Here is a 20,415-nt window from a genome sequence, read left to right as displayed (position 1 = left end):
CCTCAATTTTCAGAAAATTAAAAGTATTTTAACATATGATATTACAACAATTATTAATATTCAATATTATTCTAGAATATACTCATTTTTCATCAAATAGAACAAAACATCATTGTTTACTATATTTCCGGATACAAAAAAACCACCTTCTACCAAAAGACTATGGTAAAAAGTAGTTTTGTTACTCGTTAATCTAATTTTTGAACTTGGAATAAATTATAGTAAGCACCATTCTTGCCCATCAGTTCATCATGTGTTCCTGCTTCTGAAACCTCACCATGTTCAATAACAAATATTTTATCAGCATGCGTAATCGTTGATAAGCGGTGCGCGATAATAATTGTTGTACGGTCGTGTGCTAAACGGTCCAATGATTCTTGAATTAACGCTTCACTTTCTAAATCAAGCGCAGACGTTGCTTCGTCTAATACTAAAATTGGTGGATTTTTTAGGAATACACGTGCAATGGCAACACGCTGCTTTTGTCCGCCCGATAATTTTACACCGCGTTCGCCGACTTTAGTGTTATACCCTTCTGATAAACTCATTATAAAGTCATGTGCATTTGCTGCTTTTGCTGCGGCAATCACTTGATCATCAGTCGCATAAGGGTTACCCATTAAAATATTTTGCTTTACAGAATCGCTAAACAAAATATTGTCTTGCAATACAATTCCAATTTGCGAACGAAGCGAGTTAAGCGTTACATCTTTTACATTATAATCATCAATTTTTACCGCACCGGCTGTTGCATCATAAAAGCGTGGAATTAAGCTGACGATTGTTGACTTACCGCCACCACTCATTCCAACGAACGCTACGGTTTGTCCTGGTTCAATCATAAAGTCAACTTCATTTAAAATGGTTTTGCCTTCCACATCATATTGGAATGACACATTTTTAAATTGTAGCTTCCCTTTTGCCTGTGGTAGGTCGATTGCATTTTCTTTATTTTGCACATCATATTTTTCGTCCATTAGTTCGAACATACGATCCATCGAAGCAATTGATTGCGTTAATGTTGTCGATGAACTCACTAAACGACGTAACGGTCCATATAAACGTTCAATATACGCATAAAACGCGACCATTACCCCGATTGTTAACGCATCATTTAAATATTGATAGCCTGCATAACCAATTACAATCAGTGGAGCCATTTCAGTAATCGTGTTTACAACGGCAAATGATTTAGCATTCCAACGTGAATGGGCAAGCGCTTTGTTTAAAAACTCGCCATTTGTATCATCGAATATTTGCTGCTCGTGCTTTTCAAGTGTAAAGCTTTTAATAATGCTCATCCCTGCAACACGTTCATGTAAATAGCTTTGTACACCAGCAAGTGCCTGCGAGCGATCTTTTGTCAAACTACGCAGCTTACCAAAGAAATACTTCACACTAAATGCGTAAAATGGTAGCACAATAAGCGATACGAGTGTAAGCTTCACGTTCATTGAGAGCATAATACCGACCACAATAATAATGGTCACTAGGTCTAGCCACAAATTCATCAGTCCGGTCATGACGAAGTTTTTTGTTTGTTCTACGTCATTAATTACTCGCGAAATGACCTCTCCAGCACGGGTATTCGCGTAATATTTTAAGCTTAGTCTTTGTAAATGACCATACAGTTCTTTACGAATATCAAATAAAATATTGTTACTTAAATTTTGCGCAAAATATTGGCGGTAGTACTCGATGGGTGGTCGTACTACAAAAAATAGTACAAGAGCAATACCAATCCATGTAAATAATAGCTTCGTTTTTTCATCTGTAGAAAGCGTCCCATTTAGTAACACATCATCTAATATCACTTGCAATAGCCACGGTAAAAAAAGTGGAATTGCAAACTTTAAAATCCCAATTATAATTGTTAATACTAATAAAAATTTATATGGCTTTACGAAGCGCATATAACGTTTAATGCTGTCCAATGCAAGCACATCTCCCCTCAGAAATTTTGCAACAGCTAACATCATATCATAAATTTCCACCTTTTTATGAATGAGATGCGCTTTGTAATGATGAATTTTAAATTAATGGACATAACGTAATTTACTAAACGTAGAAAAGTGCAACATTTAGTAAATACACTTTTAACGTGAGTTTCTTTAAAAAAATTATACTTTCTAATAAAAAAAGCCTTCGTAAACAAGATTGTTTACTCAGACTCTTCAACACTTTTATTCGCTTGAATTTCGCTTAGTAGCTCATAACGGCTTGTCCATGATTGAATAAAATCCTGAGCAAATGGACCTCGACGTTGTTCGATCCAGCTAATCAACGTCTTTACATTACGCTTTAAAATTTTATCAATCACTTCAGGATAATTCATTTCCAATTTATGCTGCTCGTATTCGTCTTCGTCCAATAACGCATGACTCATATCTGGGAAAACCTTCACATCTAAATCATAATCAATATACTTTAAGCAATTATTGTCGAACACAAAGGGAGAACTGATGTTGCAGTAATAGTACACACCATCTTCCCGCAACATACAAATAATATTAAACCAATGCTCAGCATGGAAATAACAAATCGATGGTTCACGTGTTAGCCAAGTACGACCATCCGACTCGGTAACTAACGTCTTTTCGTTTGCACCAATAATTACATTTTTGGTTGCCTTTAATACCATCGTTTCTTGCCAGACACGGTGGATATTACCATTGTGCTTATAACTATGTATTTGGATTGTTTCTCCTTCAACCGGTAATGCCATTTTCAAGCCCACCTTTTCGTCTTAGCTAAAAATTTTAACAGTCTTTATTGTATTATAACAATGCTTTGACAAAACTTGTAGTTAGAATGCTATAATTTTCAATTATTTGCGAAATATTTGCGTATTGCAAGAAAACACACACAAATACTCGTTTTAAATAGAATTGTTATCTATTCAATTCAGTTATATAAAAAAAGAAGCCACCCATTTTTTGCGGATAGCCTCAATTTACCATTATTTTAATGTTAACTTAAGATCACCATGAGAGAGTAAAACTTCTAGTTGATTATCTCCTTCATATAGCTTAGAAATTTTGCCATTATATTCTTCGCCATCTACTGTAATGTCACCAAAGCTGGTATTCAGTTTAAATCCGAAATTTTCCTTGTTGTTTACTAAAATAAGTTCAACATCTCCAAAACTAGAAGTGACTGTCGTATTCCCGTTCAATTCACCATCGACTTCAATATCACCGTGCTCGCTTTCTACGATTAAACTAGCACTAGTAAATTGTTGTAATGTAATATCCCCAAAGGCGTTTATGATTTCTGTATGTCCTGCCTTAATGTTGTTGAATGAAATATCTCCATGGCGCACATCCAGATTGAGCTGTTCATAATTTAATTGCTGTAAATTTACATCCCCGAAGCTAGATTTTAATGTAATATTTGAAAGCAAGGCATCCTTTGGTACATAGATTTTAATTGAAGGCGTTTTAAATGGGCCAACTCCAAGGGTCATTGCATTATTTTTTTGGTTGTTGGACTCAACTGTTAATGTATCGCCTTTTACACTATACATCACATCTGTCATTTTATAGGTACTTAATTCTAAAGAGAAGCTATCTGACTGTATTATTTCGATATCAGCATGTTCATTTGTAACAATAATATTTTTAAAAGCCTCGAGTTCGTATGATTGGGAGATTAAAGATTGTTCGCTTGGTACGTGAAAGCCCGCACTGTCTACTAAAATGAACCATCTTCCGCCAGAGGCAAAACCAATAATGGTAAATACAATGCCGATTGCAATCATACTACCTGCAATCAGTTTAAGACGATTAATCATTGAAGGTCCCCCTTTCGTTTTCGTGTAATTTTTTGAAATAATTTAGCTAAATTTTCTACACAAACAACACCTATTTTTTTAATAAGACGTGCTGTTGCAGGGGTAAGCAATATGCCAATGCCCGTAGTAACAAGTCCGAAACCGGTAAATAGTAGTGCAGTCGGCCAATGTTCTGTAATAATGAAAAAACCTGAAATAAATGCGACAACGCCACCAAATAAAATACTACCAACAATGGCTATGACTGAAATAACAAAGCTGAAAACAATCGCACCAGCAGAAATGATGAGTGCCACTGCCACCGCGAGTAGCGGTAAAGAAAGTGGAGCCGATAGTATTGCAAGGATAATTAGCCAAATTGCCGACATATTCTTTTTTGTAGAAGGTGGCGTAGTATCTAAATCTTTTATCGCAAAGTTGGCTAAAATTTGCGTAGCCACTTGCGAGGGAGGACCTAACTTTTCAATAACATCTTGTTCATTTTCTTGTCCTGCTTCATCAAAATATTCTTCATAATAAATAAGTGCGGCATCAATTTCATGTGTTGGGAGTCGGTGTAATTTGCTCCTTAGGTTTTTTAAATAACCCGCTTTATCCATCTAATTTCCCTCCTATTAATACACTGTCTACTTTCCCTTCATAAATTTTCCATTCCGTTTGAAGTTCTAGTAAGCGCAAGCGTCCTAGTTCTGTAATCTTGTAGTAGCGTCTGTTCCTTCCTTGAAATGGCTGATCGTACGTAATTAAAAAATCAGCCTTTTGCAAGCGTCGCAATACAGGATAAAGCGTTGATTCCGAAATATCCATGACCGATTGGACCTCCTGTGTCAGAGAATATCCGTAAGCATCTTCCTTTTCTAAAATTGCAAGCACGCACGCATCCAGTAAAGAAGACCCCAGTTGAAACGTCACCGCATTCACCTCACAATCCTATACTTATATAAGGTTTCATATTATACGTTATATAGTATAAAGATATTATATAGCGTATAGTATTGCATTGCAAATATTTCCAGTAAATATTTTTACGAAACAAATTTTTGGTACATGGTATAGGGAATTTACGGCAGATTTCTGTAATGCTAATTAAATTCGTGGAAACGTCCTTCCAATAAACAAATTATTAATGGATGATGTTTTTTAACACAAGCAAATGAGTATGTTTAAATGAATGAACGTTTTACAAAATGTTTGGAGACGATTAAGCAGTATGTAACAGAGGAAGAAGCGTCGCGTATGGTGGAGCATGATGCTTTAGTACCTACATAGGCTTTTCAAAATGCACTAATAATTGCACAACAGATGTTTCAAGAAAAGCAGCTACCAGTGCCGTAATGATTTTGATACTGCTCCTACTGCATGTGCTCCACTAAAATTCTTTTTAAATTGACGAATAGATTCTTATATGCAGCTCATACTTATTTAGGTAACACTTATTAATCTAATTTGATGTGGAGGATGCATCATGAGTAATTCGAATCCAGTGGACCAAGAATCTCAGGACAATCCGCCCCAACTGAATAACAAGTAAGCTTCATATATAATACAAGCATGGTGAAACAGAGATTACTCTGACTAGTTATTGCTTGATATATGAAGCTGAAGCTAATCAGTTATTGTCAATTGTAGGCAATAAGTGTACTCGGACCCAGAATAATTCTGGGTCCATTTTTTTGTAAAGGAAGAGTAATCAATTGGAATTATTAAGAAACGTATAACAATCGCTGAAAAATCCATATTAATAATGATTTCACTTAAGAAATCTATTTTGATGAGGAGGATGCGACATGAGTAGGCCTGAAGAGTTAGACCCAAAATCTCGAAAAATCCGCCGTAACTGGACAAGGATTAAGCACGCGAAATCTCAAGTAAATGGGGAAACAGAGATTACTCTGCATAACCGTATTTTGAGAAGCGAAGCGAAAGCCCGACAGTTTTAGTCAGCTAGAGGCAGTAAGTGTAATCAAGCCCAGAATTTTTTCTGGGCTTTTTTTTTTGCTTACGCTAATTTATAATGCCTACAAATGCAGTTGATTGCATTACTGCACAACTCTACATAATGAAAAGCCATTTCGCGCCAAATGATTTCTTCTCTAATGTAGATTTAATTGGGAAATTACCTTTAACAATCCACGAACAAAAAGTGTACAGAAAGTTATTAGCTTTCCGTACACTCTTCCATTTAGAAGTTATTGTTCCGTTTTGCAAATTGCGTGTTGCGTTGCTCTTGCTTTTGTTTTTGGCGTTGCTGCTCTACTTTTCCGAAGTTTTCTTCACTCCCAAATTCTTCACGTTTTGCAGGCTCATTGTTTTTTGATGGATTGTTTACATTTGATTGACGATTGCGATTATTTTCATTACGCTTCATAGTTTGTCACCTCCACGCCCAATATTGTGGACGGATGGTACATAAATTATGCATAAAGCTATTTTATTTTACCCCAAATTTTTAACATTGGGACTGGCATTGGTATTTGCTCTATTTGGTCTTTTGTAAAAAATTTCATATTAATCGGTAATTGTTCTGGGGCTTGCAAGCAGTCGACTAAATAGCTGTCAATAAGCCACTTTAAATGAGAAAAAACATGCTTAAAGCTGTCAATTGGTACGGCAAGATTATCGTCTAACACAAGATTGTATCGTTGCTGTGCTTGCGCAAATGAGTTTGCATCTTTTACACGTTCAATCATGACAAATTGCCACATATTAGCGAGTAACCCTGTCTCTGCGCGTTTTTCCATTAGAAAACGCCCTTCCGAGTCTCGAATGACCAGTACATCAAAATCGATATTTTTCGTTTTTACTTTTTTAGATTTCACTGGTAGCGTTGTTGGATCTCCCTCTTGAAACGCTGTGCAGAAATCACGAACTGGACATAACAAGCATTTCGGTGAAGTTGGTGTACAAATGAGCGCTCCAAGTTCCATTAATCCTTGGTTGAATGCCGATGTATTTTCAGGGTCTATTAATTCCATCACCGCATCTTCAAAAATCTTTTTGGTTTTCGGAAGTGCGATATCGGCGTCTATGTTTAGCACCCGACTTAACACACGCATCACATTGCCATCGACCGCATGCTCTGGTTTGCCATAAGCAATACTTAAAATCGCCCCCGCTGTATACGGTCCCACTCCTTTTAATTTCGAAATATCATGGCGATTGTCTGGCACTTTACTTCCATATGTTTCAACAACTTCCCTTACACCCGCTTGTAAATTACGTACGCGTGAATAATAGCCAAGACCTTCCCACATTTTTAATAGCTCTTCTTCAGCTGCATATGCTAAACTTTCAGAAGTTGGATATTTGTCCATAAAGCGATTGTAATAGGGTATTACGGTATCCACCCGTGTTTGCTGTAACATCACCTCTGACACCCAAATTTTATAGGGATCCTTAGTATGACGCCATGGCAAATCACGATGTTCTTTTTTAAACCATTCGACTAATGCCTGCCGAAATTCTGACGTATATTGATAGTTCACATTATCCTCCAAAAATTCGATTTTATTTCGCGTAAAAAGGGTATATTATAATGATAAATACTATTGTTAATTTATTCCGTCTATAAACGTTTTTGTCTATGAGAGGATGATTCATTTTGGATTCAGGTACACATTTTGTTATGGGTATTGCTCTTGGTGGTCTTGCGCTTGCTGACCCTGTTGTAGCAAGCCATCCAATGACGTTTGCCGCAGTTATGGCAGGTACAATCATCGGGCAACAGGCACCTGATATTGATACGGTTTTAAAGTTACGTAATAACGCCGTTTATATTCGCCATCATCGTGGCATCACGCATTCTATTCCTGCCGTTCTTTTATGGCCGCTGCTAATTACAGGTGTTTTAGCGCTAGTATTACCTTCCTCTGATATTTTCCATGTTTGGCTTTGGACGCAACTTGCTGTGTTTCTACATGTATTTGTCGATATTTTTAATGCTTATGGTACACAAGCTTTACGCCCGTTCTCTAAAAAATGGGTAGCTCTTGCCGTCATCAATACATTCGATCCGTTTATTTTTGGGATTCACTGCCTGGGCATACTATTTTGGATATTTGGTGCAGACCCTGTCATTACATTTAGTATCATGTACATTATTATCGTACTGTACTATATTTTACGCTTTTCTCTACAAAAAGCGGTCAAATCGGCAGTCCACCGTGAAATTAAAGACGAAGAATTTGTTATCGTCGCTCCTACAATGAAATTTTTCCAATGGAAAGTCGCTGCAAAATCAAAAACACATTTCTATGTAGGACGTTCATATCGTCGTACAGTAAATATTTACGATAAATTTAAAATCGAGCCAATTCCTAAAACGGCACTTGTATCCGCTGCTTTAAAAGATCCCAATATCGATGCTTTTTTATCATTCTCTCCTATTCATCGTTGGGAAATCGCTGAGCTTGAAAATGGATTGTCGGAACTACGATTAATCGATTTACGTTATCGTAGTAATGACCACTATCCATTTGTAGCAGTTGCACACTTAGATCAAGATTTAAATATCGTCAACTCATATACTGGCTGGATTTTCACTGAAGAAAAGTTAATGAAAAAGCTACAAATTGGCGCCGGAAACGAATAGAAATGAGGGTATGTTAAAAGTTATGAGCTTTTAACACACCCTCTTTTTTTCGTGGATAGTTATGCATAAGTTCTTTAATGGTATCCACATAAAAAAAGACATCAACTCGCACTATTTTCATACCAGTTGTGTTTTTCTACTATTATTTAATTTAACGTGTCATCACTGTCATTTAGTAAATCAGCATATTTCGGATTTTTTGCAGCAAATAAATGTAATTTGTCGCCGTAGCTCTCGATTAATTGGCTTACTAATTTCGCTGTATATTCCATTCCACGATAGTCAACACCCGCTTTGGCAGATGTGGATTCGAAATCACTGCATAATAGTTCTACCCACGTACGGGCACGACCTGTTGGTAATTCGGGATTTTTCTCCAATAATTGCTCAGTTAACTTTTGATAGTACGCTTCCATCTTACTTCCCCTCTTTCATCGGACGTAAAAGTGAAACTGGTAATGCTTCTTCAAAGCGTTCTGAACCTAAACGGTGCCCCCATGCAAAGCGCCCTTTTAAACGATCTACTTGGAAAAACTCACCTGGCGCACCCGTAAGACGATACATTTCTCCTGGAACAATCGTAGAAAGATCCACTAAATACGCTTCCGCCATTAATGCTTTACGCTCATAAACCGCGTATTCATTGACGATTCCTAACTGCTCAGCTTTACGCGCTTGCTCACGTAAGTTCGCAACTTCTTGACGTAATTCTGCTTCTGACATTTGATTATATGTTAATTCATTCATTTTCTTGCTCCTTTTGTTCAATAAATGCTGTAATGATTTCTGATGGGAAACCTTTTTGATATAATGCCTGTTTCACCTTTTGATGCAGTTCAAAGCCTTCGAATTTATTCGCATATTTGCGCCAAATTTTTCCACCTTGATTTTCAATTAATGCGCTCCATTCGTCTTCTTTCCGCTCTAATGTTAGTCGCTCTAACACATCGTTTACTATGCCGTAAGAATAGCCTTTACGCAACAGAACATCTTGAATTTTTTGCTTTACTTGAGTGGGTGTTTTATTGTCGTTAGAACGAATCGCCTTTTCTGCTAGTTCCATCGCAAGCTGTAACTGTTCATCGTGACCATAAGAATTCAGTACTTCCTGCTGCAAATCTTTTGCAATCCCTTTTTTCATTAGATCTTGGCGAATCGCAGCTGGTCCTTTTTTGGCCGTACGTTTTCTCGTTTCGAGTAATGCCTTCGAATAGCTTTCATCATTCAAAAAGCCGAGGCGATTTAATTTGTGAATCGCTTCTTGTATTACTGCTTCCCCATGTCCTAATTGCAATAGCTTTTGCTTTACTTCATGCTCGCTACGCATTTGAAAACTTAAAAAACCGAGAGCTTTATTAAATGCTTTCGCAATTTCATCTTCATATTGTATTTCATCGATTTCGAATTGCTCAAGTACTTTGCCTTTTTGCAGACCAAATTTAATGAGTGTACCTTCATCGACTGCAAATACATACTCTTCATTCAAATAAATATTGTAACGGTCTTGATTACGCTTTTGGCGACTAATTTTCGTAATAGCTCGCAAAATGTACACCTCGCTTTACTTACACATACCTTTTCTTTTAGTATACATCTTTTTACTTTGAGTTTCATTGCACAGTATACTGAATATAAGACATTTAGAGGAGGGATACTATGAAAATTGCAATTGCTGGTGGAACGGGAATGGTTGGTCGAAAATTAACAGAGCTACTTCAAGACAAAGGACATGAAATTCTAATTTTAACGCGTGGAAATTCTCGCATGGAAAATAATATTCGCTATGTACAGTGGCTCACGCATAATGCAAAGCCCGAATTACAGCTTGAACATTTAGATGCCTTTATTAATTTGGCTGGTGTGTCATTAAATGAAGGTCGATGGACAGAGCAGCAAAAACAAAAAATTTATAATAGCCGCATGGATTCAACTACTGAAGCATTGCGTATAATGCAAACTGTTGTACATAAACCTTCTGTGTTCATCAATGCAAGTGCAGTCGGCATTTATCCAGTATCAGAAAATGCTGTTTATACAGAACATTCCTCTGAAAAAGCTGGCGATTTTTTAGGTACAGTTGTGAATCATTGGGAACAAAAAGCTACTCAGGCCGAAAATTTAGGAATCCGTACGTGCTTAACGCGTTTTGGGGTTATTTTAGCAAAAGGTGAAGGTGCATTACCGATGATGGTGTTGCCTTATCAGTTAGGTATTGGTGGAACGATTGGTTCTGGTAGGCAGTGGCTTAGCTGGATTCATGTTGATGATGTGGCACGTGCCTTGTTATTCGTTATCGAACATGACAAATTACGTGGGCCGATTAATTTTACGACACCAAATGTTAAACGCATGAAAGCTTTTGGACAAACAATTAGTAAAGCATTGCATCGCCCACATTGGTTTCCTGTTCCAAGCATTGCACTTAAATTAGCGCTTGGCGAAAAAAGTATCCTTGTATTAGAAGGTCAGCATGTTTTACCTGAAAAATTACTAAACGCAAATTTCACATTTAACTACGCTTCTGTAGAAGATGCGATTCGTGATTTGTATCAGTGAATAAAATTACCGTTTCCACGCAACCTACCTGTAACAAATCTGCCAAAGGAGGTTGCTTTTTTTCGTGAAAAAACATGTTATTGGAATGGCGTTCGTACTCGTCGTCACCTTAATTTCCTATATGACCGTTGCAAAGGCCGAGGAATTCCATTGGGGCTTTAAGCCAAGTCGTAATGCAGAGCCAGTTGAAATTGGCGAACCGTTAGAAAGTTTACTCGATAATTACGGGGCCGTTTACAAAGGGGATGCATCCAAAAAGGTTATTTATTTAACGTTTGATAACGGCTATGAAAACGGCTTTACCGAAAGTATTTTAGACACATTAAAAGCCGAGAAAGCACCGGCGACCTTTTTCTTAACGGGTCATTATTTAACGAGTGCGTCCGATTTAGTAAAAAGAATGATTGCGGACGGTCACACAATTGGGAATCACTCAGATCGTCACCCAAATATGGCCAAGTTATCCGCCCAGGAAATGAAAGAAGAATGGTTTCGCTTTGATGAAAAACTTTATGAATTAACCGGTGTGGATCGTACGTATTATGCCCGCCCACCTGAAGGAATATTTAACGAACAAGTATTAAAAGTAGGCAATGAAGTCGGTTATCGTCATATTTTTTGGTCAATTGCCTTTAAAGATTGGCTAAAAGATGAACGACGCGGCTATGAATATGCGTATAATGCCCTAATGAATCAGCTACATCCAGGAGCAATTATTTTAATGCATACGGTTGCTCAAGATAATGCCGAAGCACTGCCTAAATTTATAAAAGAGGCAAAAGCGCAAGGATATACATTTGGCTCGTTAGATGATTTAGTGCTCGAATATGAGCAAGTGATGCCATACTAGAACCAAGTGACGTTCCTTTTCTTTCAAGTCGTTGTCCGTTATAATGTAATGATGAAGAAAAACGATTCAACTCGCGCTATCCTTTAGTGCGAGTTGAAGTATTTAAAGGACGTGTAAACTTGAGTGAAGTAAAAATGGAAGTCGGGCAGAAGTTCCCGTTAACGATAAAACGCCTTGGCATTAATGGTGAAGGTGTTGGATTTTATAAACGTAACGTCGTATTCGTAAAAGGTGCGATTCCTGGAGAAGAAGTAACAGTCAAATTAACAAAAGTATCACCTAAATTCGCGGAAGCTGAAATGTTAAACATTCGTAAAGCTAGTGAATTTCGTCAAGAAGCACCATGCTCAGTGTATGCAGATTGCGGTGGCTGTCAATTACAGCATATGACATATGAAGCGCAGCTTGCCAATAAACGCGATATCGTCGTACAGGCATTTGAAAAGTACGCAAAAGAAATCGCAGAAACAACAGAAATTCGTCCAACACTTGGTATGGAAAATCCTTGGAACTACCGTAACAAATCACAATTCCAAGTACGAAAAGAAGGCAAACGTGTTTATGCTGGTCTGTTTTCAGAGGGCTCACATCAGCTACTAAACATTAACGACTGTCTCGTACAACATCCATTAACATCAAAAATTACGGTGGCAACACGTAAAATTTTACAAAAGTTAAATATTACAATTTATGACGGCAAAAATTTAAATGGATTAGTGCGTACAATTGTTGTTCGTACGGGCTTGAAGTCTGGCGAAACACAAGTTTGTTTAGTCACTACACGTAACGAATTACCGCATAAAGAAGAATTAATCGAGCGCATTAAAAAGATTGATCCATCGATCGTTTCAATTACGCAAAATATCAATCGCGAAAAAACATCATTAATTTTCGGTGAGGAAACAATTGTATTAGATGGGCATGAAGCAATTCTTGAAAAACTAGGTGAGTATGCATTTGAATTATCGACACGTGCGTTCTTCCAGCTTAACCCGGAGCAAACAGTTCACTTGTATGATGAAATCAAAAAAGCTGCCGCGCTTACTGGGAAAGAAAATGTTGTCGATGCCTATTGTGGTGTTGGGACAATTGGTATGTGGCTTGCTGATGGTGCTCGTGAAGTGCGCGGTATGGATAATGTCGACGAAGCCATTGCTGATGCAAAAATGAATGCACGTAATAATGCAAACTTACAACACGTACGCTTTTTCCCGGGTTCAGCGGACAAATGGTTATTCCGCTGGGCACGTGACGGTTACCGACCAGATGTTATTTCAGTCGACCCTCCCCGCACAGGTTTAGAGCCGGGCTTTATTAAAACCGTATTAAAAATTAAACCAAAGCGCGTTGTTTATACATCTTGCAACCCTTCTACATTAGCGCGTGATTTAAAAGAATTATCCAAAGCTTATAACGTAGAATATATCCAGCCAGTGGATATGTTCCCACAAACAGCACAAGTTGAATGTGTTGTGAAATTGACGTTAAAGAAATAAATTTATATTTTCTCATTAAGCATTCCCTTCAATCAGAGCATTTTACTGCTCTTTTGAAGCGAATGCTTTTATTTTTATTTAATTTAGAAAGTCGATAAAACTATTTTTTTAATTATTGATAGGATTTTAATGGTGGAGCCGTATTAATATTTAGGTACCTAAGTAACTCATAAAGGAGGGCTAAATTGAAGATATCAGATGAAAACGTTGTAAGACAAATACAGCTTAAAAACGAAGAAGCAATCGATTATCTCTTGATAACTTATGGTGGCTTACTCAACGGAATTATTCGGAAGTATCTTATTAGTCATAATCAAGACATTGAAGAATGTTTTGCAGATGTGCTAGTTTCTATATGGTTTAACATCAATTCATTTGATCCATCTAAAAATGAATTTAAACAATGGATAGCTGCAATCGCAAAATACCGTGCAATTGATTATTTCCGAAAGCTCAACCATGTAAAGAAACATATTAGTACTACTGAAATAAATGACCGTCTTCTAAATGAACCTATTAGTATTTACAACTCTGATTTAGCCATTTTGCTAAACGAATTGAACGATACTGAAAAAGCAATATTTAACAAATATTATGTAGAAGGAATCCCTACCGAAGAAATCGCAAATGAATTACAAGTAAAACCTTCATGGATTCACAATAAATTATCTAGAGGAAGAAAAAAATTAAAAAACATTTTATTAAAAGGTGAGGTGTAAGGAAGATGTCTTTTTTAAATGATTTGAATGATGTTAAATTAGATATAGAGGAGTACGAACAAATTCCCCTTTCAGCTGTTGAACAAAAGCGAATTATTCAGCGTACACAAAAAAGGCTAAAATCAAAAAAAGCATTATTCTTTAAAAGAAAAAAACATTTTGTTTCAGCTATTGCTAGTATTAGTGCCATTTCATTCATTACTTTAAATATTGCATTTCCAACCTTTGCAGAAAAACTACCAACTTTCACAAATATCTTTGAGTTTTTCACTGATAATGAACGCAATATTTTTGAAGATTACAGCGAACATACAACCTATATCGGACAAACTCAAGAAAGTAACGGCATTAGTATTACAGTTACAGATGCAGTTTATGATAAAGAAAATATTACAATTGCCTATACTATTAAGAGTGAGAAGGATTTAGGCGAACGTCCTGTATTATTAGAAGATATCATTGTTGACGAATTTGTGGATCAATATAAGCATTCTGGTTATTCCAAAAATTATCTTGTAAAAAAAATTGATGAACATGAATATGCCGTATTATACGTTTATGAATTAATTACAGGTTCAAAGCCTGAAACAATTAACATTTCTTGGCAAGGTGATAATGTAACGAATTTAAATAATGGAAACCAATTAGTATCTGGACATTGGAATTTCGAATTTTCCCTACAAGCACTTGAAAATAGCGTTACGAGTTTTAAATCTCCTAAGATAAAGTCGTCCGATACAGGTGTTGAAATAACGCTAGTTAAAATGACACAATCACCAATTTCAACAACGATTAAACTCGCCGAAAAAGTTGATGAACGCATCGTCTCTCAAGAACAAGAGGAGCTAAGAACCGTATCAATAGAATATTTAGTATCAGATGATTTGGGAAATGAATATAACATTATTCATTATCGTGATACAGGGCATAGTACAGATTTCAACATAAATCATATTAGCACTCCACGAATTACAATGAATATACCGAATAACAATGCATCTTATATTACTATTACACCTATAGTAACTGCTTATAAGGTAGTAAATAGTGATGGTCTTCTTGAGCAGGTAATCGAACCATATAAAATTGAACCAATTCACGTACCTCTAAATAAATAATGTCTATTTTAAGCTGTCTATAAGTATTGATACAATATTGCTTAGCAGACAGCTTTTTATATGGGACGTTCAAAGTTGAAGAAATTATAAATCCAGCCGAATTTACCCTATATACTTCATTATTGCAAAATGATTTTAATATGCCTAAAACGCCTTGTATTTCAAGCAATCCATAATCAAATCTATAAATTATTCACACAAAACTTAACAGTATCTCCATAAAATGTACCAGGGAATTTCGTTATACTATAGCTAGTACTACTAGTGTAGTAACTATTTTAAATGGAGTGATTATCATGAAAGCAGCACGTTGGTATAAAGCAAAAGATATTCGCGTTGAACAAATTGAAGAACCTCAAGTAATAGCAGGTCGCGTAAAAATTCAAGTTGCATGGACAGGAATTTGCGGTAGTGACCTTCATGAATATATAGCAGGTCCAATTTTCGTTCCAGTAGACGCACCACATGCCGTAAGTAAAGAAGTTGCACCAGTTGTAATGGGTCATGAATTTTCTGGTACAGTCGTTGAAATTGGCGAAGGTGTAACAAATGTCAGTGTCGGCGATCAAGTTGTCGTAGAACCGATTTTAGCATGTGGTAAATGTCCTGCATGTTTAAAAGGGAAATATAATATTTGTAAACATTTAGGCTTCCATGGATTATCAGGTGGAGGCGGTGGTTTCTCTGAATTCACAGTTGTAGATGAACGTTGGGTACACAAAATGCCTGAAGGATTATCATTAGAGCAAGGTGCTTTAGTTGAACCTGCAGCAGTAGCTCTACACTCCGTTCGTATGAGTAAATTAAAAGCTGGTGACAAAGCCGTTGTTTTCGGTGTAGGTCCAATCGGTTTATTGGTGATCGAAGCACTAAAAGTAGCAGGTGCTGCTGAAATTTATGCCGTGGAATTATCGAAAGAGCGCGGTGCAAAAGCATTAGAACTAGGCGCAACTGCAGTAATTAATCCTGAAGAAGAAGCGGATGTAGTAGCAAAAATTCATGAATTAACAAATGGTGGTGCAGATGTTGCCTATGAAGTAACAGGCGTTCCAGTTGTCTTAAAACAAGCAATCGATTCTACTTCGTTTGAGGGAGAAACAATTATTGTTTCAATATGGGAAAAAGAAGCATCCATTCAACCAAACAATATTGTATTATCCGAACGAAGCGTAAAAGGAATTATTGCATATCGTGATATTTTCCCTTCAGTAATGCACTTAATGACGCAAGGCTACTTCCCTGCGGATAAATTAGTTACAAAACGCATCACACTTGATGAAGTTGTTACAGAAGGCTTCGAAACATTAGTAAACGACAAAGATCAAATTAAAATTTTAGTTGCTTCGAAATAATTTTTCTAGTTTTCATTACTTCATCACTTTTGTTTAAAGTGGAACATTATTGGGAATGTAGATAATTATGAAATATGAAATTGGAGGTTTTCTAATGGGAAGAATGATTCATTTTGAAATTCATGTTGATGATATGGAAAGAGCAAAGAATTTCTATAAAAACGTGTTTGATTGGCAATTCGAAGATTATAGTAAATATGCTGGTATGCCCTATTTTGGTGCTATTACTGGTGATGATCAATATCATGGAATTAACGGTGCACTTATGCAACGTCAATCACCTTCACCAGTTCCCGGTCAAAGTGTAAACTCTGCGGTATGCACTATGGGGATCGCAAATTATGATGAAACAGAATCCAAAATACTGGAAAATGGCGGACAAATCGCCGTAAAAAAATACGCATTACCAGGTATGGCATGGCAAGGCTATTACTTAGATACAGAAGGCAATATTTTTGGTATTCACCAACCTGACCAAGGAGCAAAATAATGATTTTAGCGCAAAATCCTTCATTTGATTTTGCGCTTCTTGTTCGTTAATCCTCTATTTTTAAATGCTGTTCTTGCTCTTCACTTGCTTTTGGGAGCGCCATGCCTTCTTTCCATATCAACTGAGCATTCTCAGGAGAGCCGTAAAAGAGCGCATTAATTTTTCCGTCGCGGTCTATCTGTCGACTAGGCAAATCAAACGTCTGATAACCTTCACTTACGACAAAATGAGGTAATGAGCTTTTACCGATAATTGTTCGTAATGGAATCATATAAAAGTTTCCATCCTCATGAAGCTCATATTTCACACGATAAACATCGATATCATCAAGATAGTCAATATGAAATGCAATGCGGCCATCTGCGAGCTGTGCAATCTCTGTAATGACGATATTATCTTGTTTAACCGGCTTGATATCCCACTCAGTTAACGTGAAATAACTACCAATTAATAGCAGCGACACAAGTGAAGCTATTCCTATTCCTTTAAAGAATGCTTTTTTCCGAAAACCCTTCCATGAATTAGCCAAAGACATCATCATTTTTTTATCCTGTGCATTTTGCTTTGTTTCCGATTGCTGCACCGGAACGATTGCAGAAAGATTTTCCAATTCTTTTTGGCATTCTTTACAACTTTGAAGATGCTCCTCCACTAACTTTTTCGTATCCTGACTGCACACTTCATCATAGTAAAGTGGCAATACATCTTGGACAATATCACATGTAATTTTAGTCATCACTGTTCCTCCTTAGCCATTTGCTGTATTTTCTTTTTTGATCGATAAAATGTAACCCGTGCCCAGCTTTCCGTTTTTTCAAAGAGCTGGCTAATTTGTAAAAACGAAAGCTCTCCAAAAACTCGGAGCGAAAAAACTTCCTTATAAGGTTCATCCAATCGATGGACTAATTGATGAAGGTAGAAGGCTTGCTCTTTTTTTAATAGCTGTTGCTCGATTTTCAGATCGTCTTCTCGGTCTACTTGTTCATCTACAAAACGCTTTTGCTTTTCGGCATGTGTAAAATAAGTATTTTTTGCAATTTGGCAGAGCCAAACCTTCATTTGGCAATTCCCTTTATATTGATCAATATTTTGTAGGGCCTTAAAAAAGGTTTGTTGTGTAATTTCCTCTGCAAGTGTCTCACTGCGACACAATGCGAGCATAAAATGGTAGACGTCTTGAAAATAAAGACGATAGATTTGTTCAAAATTCATCTCCCCCTTCCCTCCTTCCTACATAAGACTAGCGAAAATGAAATTCGTTACAAAATTGATTTATTATTGTTCAACTTTCACTTATTTTTTAATTTTCATGTAAAATAGAACTTGCTAGGAGGTATTAATATGAAAAACTTTCTTTTTGTAGCAATTACTTTTGCTATTTCTTATTTTGGGATTTCATGGCTTGGCGGTGTTATTTTCCAAAGCAATGATGAAAACTCCGCTACATCTGCAAGCTCTTTACAAGCTGCTGTTACATTTGGTGGCGTTAATTACTTAAATGTCTTTATGTACATAATAGTAGCGTGTATTATTACCGCAATCGTATTTTTCACAGTAAAAAGCAGACGTTCGCAATAGGACGCCTGCTTTTTGCTTAAACGATTACTTTATTTGTTTTCCCAAACTTCATGACAACAAAGGCAACAACGAACAAAATTGTAGCTACTAATAATAAAAATCCATTGCTCGGGAACAATTCTAAATACACCCCACCTAAAAATGGGCCACTTAAGCTTCCTAAACTAAAGAAAATACCACATAATAAATTGCCAGTTGGTAACAGCTCTTTTGGCGTTAAATCTGTCATATATGTAATGCCTAATGAAAACATGGAACCTACACACATACCTGCAATTAAAAAGATTGCTGCAACAAATAACTGCGAATCCTCTAATAAATTACCAATCAAGAAAAATCCTCCACCAAATAATAGCCCAGAAATAATCACTTTGCGACGACCAATGCGATCTCCAAGTGCACCAAGTGGAAACTGCATCGTAACCGCACCAATTGAAAAGCAAGCTAATATAATAGATACAAATGACAAATCAAATTCTTTGCGCAGTGCATAAACAGGAAATAAGGCATTTAGTGAAGACTCTAAAAATCCATAGACAAATGGTGGTAAAAATGCCACCCACCCATATTTTATTGCTAGCTTATATCGGGTAAAGCCTGCATGATTGGCATCCCCTATTAATGTTTCTGGCTTTTCATTTTTCACAAAGAAAATAAGCGACCAAGCAAATAAGCATAAAATAGATGAAACGATAAATGGTAGGCTTTGCGAAATTTTAACAAGTGGTACGAATAATGGACCTGCAGCAAAACCGAGCCCAAATGACATCCCATAAATCGACATATACTTCCCTAGCTTATGTGAAGGTGTAGTAGAAGTTGTCCACGTTTGTGTAGCAAAATGAAGTGCATGATCTCCGATGCCAATAATCATGCGTAATACAAACCAAAATAAAGCACTTTTCCAAAAAGGAAATAACATTAACGATGTAAAGACAAGTGCCCCACCAATAATAATAATTGGCTTATATCCATATTTACGAAGCGGTTGCTCAATAAATGGGGATATTAAGAGCGTACCAATATAAAGACCTGTTGCATTCAACCCATTTAATGTAGAAGAAACCCCATCACTTTCAAAAATAACCGAAATCAATGGCAGTAGCATACCTTGTGAGAAGCCTGAAATGGATACGATAATAACTAATATGGCAAATCTACGTTGATTGTAACTCATACTCTATCTCCTTTTACTCATACCTATCATCGTATCATAGCTTTTTAACGCATGGGGAAATTTTTGCAACCATAAAAAACCCTAGCTAACTTTATCTCTAAAAGTTAACTAGGGTTTCAAATTTCACATAATTCCATTTATACTTTGCGTAAACAATCTTTGTCGGCAAATACGCCGAAAAACGTTTAAACTTCCTCCTTTTCATTGAGTTTATTTATACATGTTTTTTCCGACCATCCCCCTCATCTTTAAGTATATATTTACATTATCATAACAATTCAATTATAGCAATATTCTGAATACACATAACTTTAAAATAATTAATAAGTTCTATACAATTGACTATATTTTAAAAGATTCTTAATAAAATCCAATTATCTTTGCTATAAGTTGTCCATTAACTTTTATGAAAAAACGTAGTATACTTAACGTAAGCAAACACAAAGGAGAATCTCTCATATGAATCCAATTACAAACAAAGAGCAGCAAGTAACGTATTTAAAAGAACGTTTAGAAATCTTCCTTGAGGTGTTAGATGCTATCGATCCGGAAACAACAGAATTAGAAGATATCGATCGCTTAATTCAAATGATGGACGATTTAGAACAAAAGATGGAACAATTTCAATCACGCGAAGACTAATTTCGAAAAGCAATGCTCTAAATAGGCATTGCTTTTTTCATTGTTTTATTTCA

At 36.4% G+C, this 20,415-nt stretch carries 24 protein-coding genes; 11 read left to right on the top strand and 13 right to left on the bottom strand.

The window, feature by feature from the left end; translation table 11 throughout:
• Positions 1–188: 188 nt before the first annotated feature.
• The 5 genes from LZ480_RS15375 to LZ480_RS15355 all read right to left on the bottom strand — a co-directional run bounded on the left by LZ480_RS15375 (position 189) and on the right by LZ480_RS15355 (position 4,705).
• Positions 189–1,913: an ABC transporter ATP-binding protein gene (locus LZ480_RS15375; RefSeq protein WP_241370443.1), complete on the bottom strand. Its 1,725-nt coding sequence runs from the start codon at positions 1,911–1,913 to the stop codon at positions 189–191.
• Between the two features lie 248 nt (positions 1,914–2,161).
• Entirely contained in the window at positions 2,162–2,725 is a 564-nt protein-coding gene (gene ntdP / locus LZ480_RS15370; protein ID WP_241370425.1) for a nucleoside tri-diphosphate phosphatase, read from the bottom strand.
• A 234-nt stretch (positions 2,726–2,959) separates the two neighbouring features.
• The gene (locus LZ480_RS15365; RefSeq protein WP_241370424.1) at positions 2,960–3,793 is read right to left on the bottom strand and encodes a DUF4097 family beta strand repeat-containing protein; all 834 of its coding nucleotides are present in this window, start codon (positions 3,791–3,793) and stop codon (positions 2,960–2,962) included.
• Complete coding sequence (locus LZ480_RS15360) at positions 3,790–4,392, bottom strand: DUF1700 domain-containing protein (protein WP_241370423.1); 603 nt, start codon at positions 4,390–4,392, stop codon at positions 3,790–3,792. The genes LZ480_RS15365 and LZ480_RS15360 overlap by 4 nt, the downstream gene beginning before the upstream one ends.
• Positions 4,385–4,705 (bottom strand): PadR family transcriptional regulator, encoded by a 321-nt coding sequence (locus LZ480_RS15355; RefSeq protein ID WP_241370422.1) that lies wholly within the window; start codon positions 4,703–4,705, stop codon positions 4,385–4,387. Before LZ480_RS15355 ends, LZ480_RS15360 begins: the two co-directional genes overlap by 8 nt.
• An 875-nt stretch (positions 4,706–5,580) precedes the next feature.
• Between LZ480_RS15355 and LZ480_RS15350 the strand changes: the two genes are divergently transcribed.
• Complete coding sequence (locus LZ480_RS15350) at positions 5,581–5,733, top strand: YpzG family protein (RefSeq protein ID WP_241370421.1); 153 nt, start codon at positions 5,581–5,583, stop codon at positions 5,731–5,733.
• A 242-nt stretch (positions 5,734–5,975) separates the two neighbouring features.
• Here LZ480_RS15350 and LZ480_RS15345 read toward each other — a convergent pair whose 3' ends face one another.
• Together LZ480_RS15345 and mutY are read right to left on the bottom strand one after the other, a co-directional pair.
• Positions 5,976–6,161: a hypothetical protein gene (locus tag LZ480_RS15345; protein ID WP_241370420.1), complete on the bottom strand. Its 186-nt coding sequence runs from the start codon at positions 6,159–6,161 to the stop codon at positions 5,976–5,978.
• Between the two features lie 58 nt (positions 6,162–6,219).
• On the bottom strand, positions 6,220–7,278 hold the full coding sequence (gene mutY, locus LZ480_RS15340) for an A/G-specific adenine glycosylase (RefSeq protein WP_241370419.1): 1,059 nt from the start codon (positions 7,276–7,278) through the stop codon (positions 6,220–6,222).
• Between the two features lie 116 nt (positions 7,279–7,394).
• Here mutY and LZ480_RS15335 point away from each other — a divergent pair, with 116 nt between their 5' ends.
• On the top strand, positions 7,395–8,384 hold the full coding sequence (locus LZ480_RS15335) for a metal-dependent hydrolase (RefSeq protein WP_241370418.1): 990 nt from the start codon (positions 7,395–7,397) through the stop codon (positions 8,382–8,384).
• Positions 8,385–8,530: 146 nt separating this feature from the next.
• Here the strand turns inward: LZ480_RS15335 and LZ480_RS15330 are convergent, their stop codons facing one another.
• From LZ480_RS15330 to recX, 3 genes are read right to left on the bottom strand one after another with little or no spacing between them, the layout of a single operon-like run.
• On the bottom strand, positions 8,531–8,800 hold the full coding sequence (locus tag LZ480_RS15330) for a YfhJ family protein (protein ID WP_241370417.1): 270 nt from the start codon (positions 8,798–8,800) through the stop codon (positions 8,531–8,533).
• Between the two features lies 1 nt (position 8,801).
• Positions 8,802–9,131 (bottom strand): YfhH family protein, encoded by a 330-nt coding sequence (locus LZ480_RS15325; protein WP_241370416.1) that lies wholly within the window; start codon positions 9,129–9,131, stop codon positions 8,802–8,804.
• Positions 9,124–9,930 carry a recombination regulator RecX gene (gene recX / locus LZ480_RS15320; protein ID WP_241370415.1) on the bottom strand — a complete coding sequence of 269 codons (807 nt, stop codon included), beginning with the start codon at positions 9,928–9,930 and terminating at the stop codon, positions 9,124–9,126. The genes LZ480_RS15325 and recX overlap by 8 nt, the downstream gene beginning before the upstream one ends.
• Before the next feature lie 110 nt (positions 9,931–10,040).
• Between recX and LZ480_RS15315 the strand changes: the two genes are divergently transcribed.
• The 7 genes from LZ480_RS15315 (at position 10,041) to LZ480_RS15285 (ending at position 16,965) form a co-directional block, all read left to right on the top strand.
• Complete coding sequence (locus LZ480_RS15315) at positions 10,041–10,940, top strand: TIGR01777 family oxidoreductase (RefSeq protein WP_241370414.1); 900 nt, start codon at positions 10,041–10,043, stop codon at positions 10,938–10,940.
• Positions 10,941–11,025: 85 nt separating this feature from the next.
• Positions 11,026–11,790, top strand: a complete 765-nt coding sequence (locus LZ480_RS15310; protein ID WP_255731484.1) for a polysaccharide deacetylase family protein — start codon at positions 11,026–11,028, stop codon at positions 11,788–11,790.
• Between the two features lie 134 nt (positions 11,791–11,924).
• On the top strand, positions 11,925–13,286 hold the full coding sequence (gene rlmD / locus LZ480_RS15305; protein ID WP_241370442.1) for a 23S rRNA (uracil(1939)-C(5))-methyltransferase RlmD: 1,362 nt from the start codon (positions 11,925–11,927) through the stop codon (positions 13,284–13,286).
• Positions 13,287–13,471: 185 nt separating this feature from the next.
• Complete coding sequence (locus LZ480_RS15300; protein WP_241370412.1) at positions 13,472–14,005, top strand: sigma-70 family RNA polymerase sigma factor; 534 nt, start codon at positions 13,472–13,474, stop codon at positions 14,003–14,005.
• 5 nt (positions 14,006–14,010) lie between these two features.
• Positions 14,011–15,123, top strand: a complete 1,113-nt coding sequence (locus LZ480_RS15295) for a DUF4179 domain-containing protein (protein WP_241370411.1) — start codon at positions 14,011–14,013, stop codon at positions 15,121–15,123.
• Between the two features lie 296 nt (positions 15,124–15,419).
• Positions 15,420–16,475: a 2,3-butanediol dehydrogenase gene (locus LZ480_RS15290; protein WP_241370410.1), complete on the top strand. Its 1,056-nt coding sequence runs from the start codon at positions 15,420–15,422 to the stop codon at positions 16,473–16,475.
• Positions 16,476–16,569: 94 nt separating this feature from the next.
• Positions 16,570–16,965, top strand: a complete 396-nt coding sequence (locus LZ480_RS15285) for a VOC family protein (protein ID WP_241370409.1) — start codon at positions 16,570–16,572, stop codon at positions 16,963–16,965.
• 46 nt (positions 16,966–17,011) lie between these two features.
• Here the strand turns inward: LZ480_RS15285 and LZ480_RS15280 are convergent, their stop codons facing one another.
• Both LZ480_RS15280 and LZ480_RS15275 read right to left on the bottom strand, forming a co-directional pair.
• Positions 17,012–17,701, bottom strand: coding sequence for a zf-HC2 domain-containing protein (locus LZ480_RS15280; protein ID WP_241370408.1), 690 nt, complete (start codon positions 17,699–17,701; stop codon positions 17,012–17,014).
• Entirely contained in the window at positions 17,701–18,177 is a 477-nt protein-coding gene (locus tag LZ480_RS15275; protein WP_241370407.1) for an RNA polymerase sigma factor, read from the bottom strand. Before LZ480_RS15275 ends, LZ480_RS15280 begins: the two co-directional genes overlap by 1 nt.
• Before the next feature lie 129 nt (positions 18,178–18,306).
• Between LZ480_RS15275 and LZ480_RS15270 the strand changes: the two genes are divergently transcribed.
• The gene (locus LZ480_RS15270) at positions 18,307–18,543 is read left to right on the top strand and encodes a carboxypeptidase (protein WP_241370406.1); all 237 of its coding nucleotides are present in this window, start codon (positions 18,307–18,309) and stop codon (positions 18,541–18,543) included.
• A 16-nt stretch (positions 18,544–18,559) separates the two neighbouring features.
• Here the strand turns inward: LZ480_RS15270 and LZ480_RS15265 are convergent, their stop codons facing one another.
• The gene (locus LZ480_RS15265; protein WP_241370405.1) at positions 18,560–19,720 is read right to left on the bottom strand and encodes an MFS transporter; all 1,161 of its coding nucleotides are present in this window, start codon (positions 19,718–19,720) and stop codon (positions 18,560–18,562) included.
• Positions 19,721–20,179: 459 nt separating this feature from the next.
• Here LZ480_RS15265 and LZ480_RS15260 point away from each other — a divergent pair, with 459 nt between their 5' ends.
• On the top strand, positions 20,180–20,362 hold the full coding sequence (locus tag LZ480_RS15260; protein WP_241370404.1) for an SE1561 family protein: 183 nt from the start codon (positions 20,180–20,182) through the stop codon (positions 20,360–20,362).
• Positions 20,363–20,415 lie beyond the last annotated feature (53 nt).

Origin of the sequence: Solibacillus palustris (assembly GCF_022549215.1) — a bacterium.
In the GTDB taxonomy this organism is placed as follows: domain Bacteria; phylum Bacillota; class Bacilli; order Bacillales_A; family Planococcaceae; genus Solibacillus; species Solibacillus daqui.
The sequence above is the reverse complement of the archived record's forward strand: the minus strand, read 5'-3'. Positions and strand labels throughout refer to the sequence as shown.